General features: G+C 63.0%; 5 protein-coding genes. 3 read left to right on the top strand and 2 right to left on the bottom strand.

The features are described from left to right. Positions 1-56 precede the first annotated feature (56 nt). Together dprA and topA are read left to right on the top strand one after the other, a co-directional pair. A complete protein-coding gene (dprA, locus tag ABW043_RS03525) occupies positions 57-1,181 on the top strand; it encodes a DNA-processing protein DprA (RefSeq protein WP_353919854.1) in 1,125 nt (374 codons plus the stop codon). Between the two features lie 227 nt (positions 1,182-1,408). Beyond that, on the top strand, positions 1,409-4,042 hold the full coding sequence (topA, locus tag ABW043_RS03520) for a type I DNA topoisomerase (protein ID WP_353919853.1): 2,634 nt from the start codon (positions 1,409-1,411) through the stop codon (positions 4,040-4,042). 13 nt (positions 4,043-4,055) lie between these two features. Here topA and ABW043_RS03515 read toward each other — a convergent pair whose 3' ends face one another. Both ABW043_RS03515 and ABW043_RS03510 read right to left on the bottom strand, forming a co-directional pair. Beyond that, on the bottom strand, positions 4,056-4,436 hold the full coding sequence (locus ABW043_RS03515) for a nuclear transport factor 2 family protein (protein ID WP_353919852.1): 381 nt from the start codon (positions 4,434-4,436) through the stop codon (positions 4,056-4,058). Positions 4,437-4,486: 50 nt separating this feature from the next. Continuing rightward, on the bottom strand, positions 4,487-5,533 hold the full coding sequence (locus tag ABW043_RS03510) for a dipeptidase (RefSeq protein ID WP_353919851.1): 1,047 nt from the start codon (positions 5,531-5,533) through the stop codon (positions 4,487-4,489). A 98-nt stretch (positions 5,534-5,631) separates the two neighbouring features. Between ABW043_RS03510 and rnr the strand changes: the two genes are divergently transcribed. Further along, positions 5,632-7,641 (top strand): ribonuclease R (gene rnr, locus ABW043_RS03505; protein WP_353919850.1); only part of this gene is annotated, 2,010 nt, incomplete at its 3' end.

The raw sequence follows: 7,641 nt of genomic DNA, 5'->3' as shown, positions 1-7,641 counted from the left end.
CGCCTCCTCAACGGAACCGAGTCGACCATCGGCGGCGACAAGAAGGCGGGCTGACCATGCGGGCCCGCGTGATGCCCATGCTCACGCCGGCCCAACGCACTGCCTGGCTGCGGCTTGTGCGCAGCGACAATGTGGGCCCCGTCACCTTCCGCCAGCTCGTCAATCGCTTTGGCTCGGTGGAAGCCTCCCTCGACGCCCTGCCCGCCCTGATGCGCAGTGCCGGTCGCCCATTCCGCATCACGTCTCAAGCCCAGGCCGAAGATGAGATCGCCGCGCTCGACCGCCTCAATGCCCGCATCGTCGCCACGGGCGAGGCTGACTACCCCGACCATCTGACCCATATCCCCGCCGCCCCGCCGCTCCTGACCATCGCCGGCGGCCAAAACCTCGACTGGCACCGCACCGTCGCCATTGTCGGCGCCCGCAACGCCTCGGCCGCCGGCGCCAAGATGACGCGGCTCCTCACCACCGACCTTGGCGAAGCCGGATATGTCGTCGTCTCGGGTCTAGCCCGCGGCATCGACACCGCGGCCCACCGCGCCAGCCTCGCCACAGGCACCATCGCCGTTCTCGCCGGCGGCCTCGATTGCATCTATCCCGACGAGAACATCCCCCTCGCCAGCGAGATCCTCGGCTATGGCGGCGCCCTAGTCACCGAAATGCCGCTTGGCTGGGAGCCGCGCGCCCGCGACTTTCCGAGACGTAACCGCATTGTTTCCGGTCTATCGCTCGGCACTGTCGTCGTTGAAGCCGCCAAGCGCTCCGGCTCGCTCATCACCGCCCGCTTGGCCCTCGAACAAAACCGCGATGTCTTTGCCGTCCCCGGCTCCCCGCTCGACCCCCGTGCCGAAGGCGGCAATGCTCTCATTCAACAGGGTGCCAAACTCATCACCTGTGCCGCAGATATCATCGACAGCATCGGCAGCGCAGATCCCTCGGGCACAATGCTGTTCGAAGCCGAATGGCAGCCCGAGATCAGTACTCCAGCCGATCAACCTCCCGGCACCGATGAGCGCACCCGCCTACGCACCGCCCTTTCCACAACGCCCACCGATATCGAAGAACTGCTGGCCCAGACCGAAATCTCGCCCCAGGCTATGCAGATCCTTCTCCTCGAATTCGATCTCGCCGGAGAGATCGAATGGTCGTCCGGGCAGCTTGTTTCCCTTCGCGGCGGGTGAACAAGGGGGTGTGAGGGTTCAGTCAGGCCGAGGCGAAAATGGCAGCTTTCGAGAACCGGAGCGCAGCGTACGCTAGGGTACGTGAGCACCGGAAGCGCAGAAAGGTGGCGTTTGCAGCCCGGCATCACTGAACCCACGCACCCCCGGAAAACAGTCCCCGTTGACACCGCCGTCTCGCTTCACCATGTTGCGCGCTCTCAGTTACAGCGTTGCGGAACGGGTCATCCATGAAGGTCGTCGTCGTTGAAAGTCCGGCTAAAGCCAAGACAATCAACAAGTATTTGGGCTCGGGCTATGAAGTCCTGGCAAGCTTCGGCCATATCCGCGATCTGCCTGCAAAGGACGGTTCGGTCCGTCCCGACGAAGATTTTGCCATGTCCTGGGAGGTTGATACGGCCTCCAAGAAGCGTGTTTCCGACATTGCCGCTGCCCTCAAGGGCGCCGATGGCCTGATCCTCGCAACCGACCCTGATCGCGAAGGCGAGGCCATCTCCTGGCACATTCTCGATGTGCTGCAGCAGAAGAAGGCGCTCAAGAAGGACACGCCCGTCCAGCGCGTCGTCTTCAACGCCATCACCAAGGATGCCGTCACGACGGCCATGGCCAATCCGCGCGACATCGACATGCCGCTGGTGGACGCGTACCTCGCCCGCCGCGCTCTCGATTATCTCGTTGGCTTCACCCTGTCGCCGATCCTCTGGCGCAAGCTGCCGGGCTCCCGCTCCGCCGGCCGCGTGCAGTCCGTTACGCTGCGCCTCGTATCCGATCGCGAAGCCGAAATCGAAAAATTCAAGGCCGATGAATATTGGTCCGTCGAAGCCGCGCTCTCCCAGAGCGGCAAGAGCTTCCTCGCGCGCCTGTTCTCGGTCGATGGCAAGAAAACCGACAAGCTCGACATCAAGACCGGCGAAGACGCCGCCGCGCTGAAAAAGCTCATCGAAGCCGGCCAGTTCAACGTTTCCAACGTTGAAAAGAAGCCGACAAAGCGCAATCCCTACGCGCCCTTCACCACCTCTTCGCTGCAGCAGGACGCCTCTTCGCGCCTCGGCCTCTCGCCCAGCCGCACCATGCAGATCGCCCAGCGCCTCTACGAAGACGGTCTCATCACCTATATGCGTACCGACGCCGTGCAGATGGCGCCGGAAGGCATTGCAATGGCCCGCTCGGTCATCGGCAAATATTACGGCGACGAGTATCTGCCCGAGAAGGCGCGCGTCTATTCCTCCAAGGCCAAGAACGCCCAGGAGGCGCACGAAGCGATCCGTCCCACGGACATGTTCAAGCGCCCCGAGCAGCTCTCGCTCGATGCCGACCAGGCCAAGCTCTATGGCCTGATCTGGCGTCGCACGCTCGCCTCGCAGATGAAATCCGCCGAGATCGACCGCACCACCGTCGACATCGCCGTCAACGTCCCCGGCCGCAATGTCGAACTGCGCGCCGTCGGCTCCGTCGTCACTTTCCCCGGCTTCCTCAAACTCTACGGCGTCGAAGCCAAGAGCGACGAAGAGGGTGAAGACGAAGACAGCCGCGAACTCCCGCCGCTCAAGGTTGGCGACAAGCCGAACCTTGAAAAGGTCGAGATCGAGCAGCATTTCACCCAGCCGCCGAGCCGCTACACCGAAGCAAGCCTGATCAAGAAGATGGAAGAGCTCGGCATCGGCCGTCCTTCCACCTATGCCGCCACCGTCACGACGCTGGTCGACCGCAATTATGTCCGGCTTGAAGGCAAGGCCCTGCACCCCGAAGATCGCGGCCGCATCGTCACCGCCTTCCTCGAAAGCTTCTTCACCCGCTATGTCGAATACGGTTTTACCGCCGGCCTTGAAGAGCAGCTCGACGAAATTTCCGACGGCAAGCTCGACTACAAGCAGGTCCTCCGCGACTTCTGGAAAGACTTCAACGGCAATATTGACGAGATCAAGGATCTCCGAGTCTCCGAAGTCCTCGACGCGCTCAACGATCTTCTCGCGAGCCGCATTTTCCCGCCCAAGGAAGATGGTTCGGACCCGCGCCTCTGCCCGACCTGCGGCACCGGCAAGCTGTCGCTGAAACTCGGCAAATTCGGCGCCTTCATCGGCTGCTCGAACTATCCCGAGTGCAAGCACACCATGCAGCTCTCCGACGCGGCCTCCGGCCAGTCTTCGGAAGCCGCCCAAGGTGATGGCGTCCTCGGCACCGATCCAGAATCGGGCGAGGAAGTGCATCTGAAATCCGGCCGTTTCGGCCCCTATGTCCAGCTCGGCGAAGGCAAGGAGCCCAAGCGCTCGTCCCTCCCCAAGGGTTGGGAACCGGCCTCGCTGACGCTGGAAAAGGCGCTGCAGCTCCTCTCGCTGCCGCGTGAAGTCGGCCTTCATCCCGAGTCGGGCCTGCCCATCTCGGCCGGTCTCGGCCGCTATGGCCCCTTCATCCTGCACGACGGCAAATATGCCAACCTGCCCGATGTCGAGGAAGTTTTCACCGTCGGCCTCAACCGCGCCGTCGACCTCCTCGCCCAGAAAGCCGCTGGCGGCTTCAAGCGCGGCGGCGGCACTGCGGTCGCAGCCATCCAGACGTTCGAGCACGACAACGGCCCGATCACCGTCCGCGCCGGCCGCTATGGCCCATACGTCAACCAGGGCAAGGTCAATGCGACAATCCCCAAGGACGTAGCCCCAGAAGCGGTCACGCTCGATCAGGCCGTCGAGTGGATCAACGCCCGCGCGGCAGCAACCGGCACCAAGGTGAAAAAAGCTCCGGCCAAGAAAGCCGCCGCCAAGAAGCCTGCTGCCAAGGCAACCGCCGAAAAGAAGCCGGCCGCCAAGAAGGCACCGGCTAAAAAGGCCGCCAAGGCGACCGTGACGGAAGAAGACCCGCCGTTCTGAGGCGGGTCACTCTTCAGTTCTCAAGCATGGTCTCGGTGTGGAGGGCGCATTTCCAGCTCTTGCCGTCGCGCACCCAGGTCGTGCTGTCAGCACATTTGAGGTCCATGGGCTTGCCGTCCATGTCGCCCTTCTGGTGCACCTTATAGGCGATCACAGCCGTATCGTCCGAGGGGAAGATCACTTCAAGATTACTGAATTTGAAGCTGTCGAGGGTCCATTTGCCCTCTTTGGTCATCTTCTCATAGGCATCGGGATCGATCTTCATCGACCCCATAGGCCCGGTGATCAGACAGTCTTTGGCGATCAGCGTTTTGGCAAACTTGGCGTCCTTGTCCACCATGGATTGCCAGAAGCTGGTTTCGAGTTCGACGATGCTTTGTTCGTTCGCGTTCATGGCCGTTCTCCTTTGAGCAGGGAAAACGACTCCCATGGGACGCGGTTCCCCTAGCCCATCGTCCTTCCGACGAGGCTTAGCCAATTCTCCAAGGCGATTTTCCTCACCAACGGCTCGCCATAGCCCTTGTCCAGCAGCGCCTGCAGCAGTTTGGGGACGCCAGTGACATCCTTGATCGGCGCGGGCATCACCGCCCCGTCAAAGTCGCTTCCCAGCGCCACGCCGTCCTCGCCCAGCGCTTCCAGCAGCGCGTCTACATGGCGAACCATCAGTTCGATCTCCATGTCCGGCTCCATTTTGCCGTCCGGACGCAAAAAGCCCGTCGCATAGTTGAGCCCCACAACGCCGCCACTCTCGCGGATTGCCGCAAGTTGCCAGTCGGTCAGGTTTCGCGTCGAAGGGCAGATGGCAAAGACATTGGAATGGGTCGCCACCAAGGGCTTGGTCGAAATCGCCGCCACATCGCGGAAACCTGCGGCATTGAGGTGCGAGAGGTCGATCATGACCCCCATCTGGTCGCACACCCGCACCAGCTCCTTGCCGGCATCGCTCAGCCCCGGCCCGATATCGGGGTCGGCATTGTGCTTGAACGGCACGCCTGTCCCAAACGCATTGGCCCGGCTCCAGGTGATCCCCAGCGAGCGGAAGCCCGCCGCATAAAGCACCTCGAGCGAATTGAAATCGGTGTCGATCGCCTCGGCACCCTCATGGTGGTAGATCGCCGCCAGTTTTCCCGCTGATATCGCCGCCCGCAGTTCCGCCTCGCTCCGGCAAACCTGCAGCGCCCCGGCCTTTTCCAGCCGGAACATCAGCGCCGCCATGGCATTGGTCGAGCGCTGCGCCTCGGCGATATCCAGCTCTGGCGGCAGTTTCCCGCCCGATGTCGTTGGGCTTGCCGCCACGGCGGTCAAATTCGTCTTCAGCGGCGGCGGGAACATGGCAAAGAACCCGCCGGCCATGCCGGCTTCCTTGGCCCGCGGCAGATCGATATTCGCCTCGGCCATGCCCTCGGTGAACAATTCGATCTTGTTCGGCCGCGGGTCATCCAGCAGCCGCAACAGCGTGTCATTGTGCCCGTCGAAGAATGGAATCGTCATGGAATCGCCTTGGGTTGAAGCGCCCATTCAAGCGGCCTTTGCCCGGCGTGGCGAGCCAATTTGGCAAAACACCCGCAATCCCCTACATATCGGGCAACATGACCACCAAAAAACCAAAACCAAAAAACACCTCGGGCCCGAAGCGCAGCGCACAACCGCGCGCCGGTGAATTGCCCACGCGCGAACAACTGCTCGAAGCCCTGAAACAGGACGCCGACATCAAGGGCAAGCGCGACCTCGCCAAAGTCTTCGGCATTCGCGGAGATATGCGCCGGCCGTTCAAGGCCATGCTGGCCGAACTTGAGGGCGATGGCGTCATTACGCGCACCCGCAAGGCGCTGCGCCGCACCGCCGCTTTGCCCCATGTGACCGTCCTCGACATTCCCTCCGACGCCGATCCCGACGCACTCCACGCCTTCCCGGCTCAGTGGAACCCGGAAGAAGGCGAAAAGCCGCGCGTCGAAGTGCTGGTCGGCAAGGATTCGCGCGTCGTCCCGGCGCCCGGCGACCGCATCCTCGCCCGCATCGATGCCGGCGAAGACGAAATCCCGCACTACACTGCCAAGCCAATGAAGGTGCTGGACAAGCCCCGTCGCGGCCAGATCGGCATCATCCGCATGGACGATGAAGGCGCCCGCCTCATCCCCGTCGATCGCAAGCAGAAGGAAATGCGCATTCCGCTCGGCGATCTCGGCGAAGCGCAGGACGGCGACCTCGTCGAAGTCGAGGTAAAGCTTTCCGGCCGCCTGATGATTCCGCGCGCCCGTGTGACCTCCGTCATCGGCAACCCCGCCTCCGAGGGCGCGGTATCGATGATCGCGATCCATAATCTCGAAATCCCCTATAAATTCCCGACCAGCGTCATTCGCGAGGCCGAAGAGGCCAAAGAAGCAACGCTCAAGGGCCGCGAAGACTGGCGCGACCTGCCGCTCGTCACCATCGATCCGCCCGACGCCAAGGACCATGACGACGCGGTTCACGCTGCGCCCGACGACGATCCGAAAAACCCCGGCGGCCACGTGGTCACCGTGGCCATCGCCGATGTCGCGGCCTATGTCCGCCCCGGCACGTCGCTCGATCGCGAAGCGTACCTGCGCGGCAACTCCGTCTATTTCCCTGACCGCGTCGTGCCCATGCTACCCGAGCGGATTTCCAATGAGCTTTGCTCGTTGAAGGAAGGCGAGCCTCGCGCCGCCCTCGCCGTGCGCATGGTGCTCAATGCCGACGGCCACAAGATCAGCCACACCTTCCATCGCATCCTGATGCGCTCGGCGGCCAAACTGAGCTACCAGCAGGCCCAGGCAGCGATTGACGGTAATGCCGACGACAAGACCGGCCCGCTGCTTGAACCCATCCTGCGCCCCCTCTGGGACGCCTATGACGCAATGGCCGGCGCTCGCGACAGGCGCGGCCCGCTCGATCTCGACCTGCCGGAGAGGAAGATCATCCTCGACGACAAGGGCATGGTGGCGGACATTCGCATCCCGGACCGCCTCGAAGCGCATCGCCTCATCGAAGAGATGATGATTGCGGCCAACGTCGCCGCCGCCGAAACACTGGAGCAGAAGCGGAGCGAACTGCTCTATCGCGTCCACGACGAACCGAGTTCGGAAAAGCTGCAGAGCCTCCGCGATTTCCTCGGCAGTCTCGACATCGCGGTCAAAAAATCCGATTCCGTCCGTGCTTCTGACTTCAACGGCATCCTAGGCCAGGCTCGCAAGGCCGGCAATGCCGAGCAGGTCAGCGAAATGGTGCTGCGCAGTCAGGCGCAGGCCGAGTATTCCGCCGAGAATTATGGCCACTTCGGCCTGAACCTCGACCGCTACGCCCACTTCACCTCGCCGATCCGCCGCTATGCCGACCTCATCGTGCACCGTGCCCTCGTCAAGGCCCTCGGCTTTGGCGACGATGGCCTCACCGAGCAGGAAGCCACAAAGCTCCAGGGCATTGCCCAGCACATCTCGGCCACCGAGCGCCGCGCCATGCTGGCCGAACGCGAAACCTCGGATCGCCTGCTGGCCCAGTTCCTTGCTCAGAAGATCGGCGCGCGCTTTGAAGGCCGTGTTTCCGGCGTCACCCGCTCCGGCCTCTTCATCCGCCTCCTCGAG

Source organism: Devosia sp., assembly GCF_040509215.1.
GTDB lineage: Bacteria > Pseudomonadota > Alphaproteobacteria > Rhizobiales > Devosiaceae > Devosia.
This window is presented reverse-complemented; position numbering and strand designations above follow the sequence as displayed.

Excerpts from the sequence above, each read along its gene's own strand:
- dprA (WP_353919854.1), top strand. The coding sequence starts at position 57 with ATGCGGGCCCGCGTGATGCCCATGCTCACGCCGGCCCAACGCACTGCC.
- topA (WP_353919853.1), top strand. The coding sequence starts at position 1,409 with ATGAAGGTCGTCGTCGTTGAAAGTCCGGCTAAAGCCAAGACAATCAAC.
- ABW043_RS03510 (WP_353919851.1), bottom strand. The coding sequence starts at position 5,533 with ATGACGATTCCATTCTTCGACGGGCACAATGACACGCTGTTGCGGCTG.
- ABW043_RS03515 (WP_353919852.1), bottom strand. The coding sequence starts at position 4,436 with ATGAACGCGAACGAACAAAGCATCGTCGAACTCGAAACCAGCTTCTGG.